This window comes from Gemella sp. GH3 (genome assembly GCF_013415425.1).
Classification (GTDB): Bacteria; Bacillota; Bacilli; order Staphylococcales; family Gemellaceae; genus Gemelliphila.
Window position 1 is genome coordinate 1 of the sequence record NZ_JACBYC010000148.1, and the last position, 413, is coordinate 413.

At 38.5% G+C, this 413-nt stretch carries 1 protein-coding gene and 1 pseudogene; both read left to right on the plus strand.

The window, feature by feature from the left end:
• Positions 1–184, plus strand: a pseudogene (locus HZY83_RS05915) (oxygen-dependent tRNA uridine(34) hydroxylase TrhO); the annotation flags it as partial.
• A 125-nt stretch (positions 185–309) separates the two neighbouring features.
• On the plus strand, positions 310–413 hold a 104-nt coding region (locus HZY83_RS05920), incomplete at its 3' end, for a pyroglutamyl-peptidase I family protein (RefSeq protein ID WP_483299226.1).

Here is a 413-nt window from a genome sequence, read left to right on the forward strand (position 1 = left end):
CCCAGAATGTAACAAACAAATCCTTGTATCTGAAGAAAATGAAGAAAAATACTTAGGCGCATGCTCATACGACTGTGCGAAACACGAACGTAATCGTTATGTTGCAAAACATGATATCAGTAATGAAGAATGGAATCGTCGCCTAGAGAACTTTAAAGACGTTCCTGAGCATGCCCACGCTTAAGTCATCATTGAAGTGTTTATATGCCAACTTCGCTATCCTTACATAGGTGTAGCGGAGTTGTTTTTATGTGAAAAATCATTTTAAAATGGAACTAAATGATTGAATTTGAGAGTGAGGCGTTGAGTTTGAAAATATTAGTAACTGCGTTTGATGCATTTGATGGCGAATCCACAAATCCTGCTTTAGAAGCCGTACATCGTCTTGATACGCACATCGGCGAACATGTCAT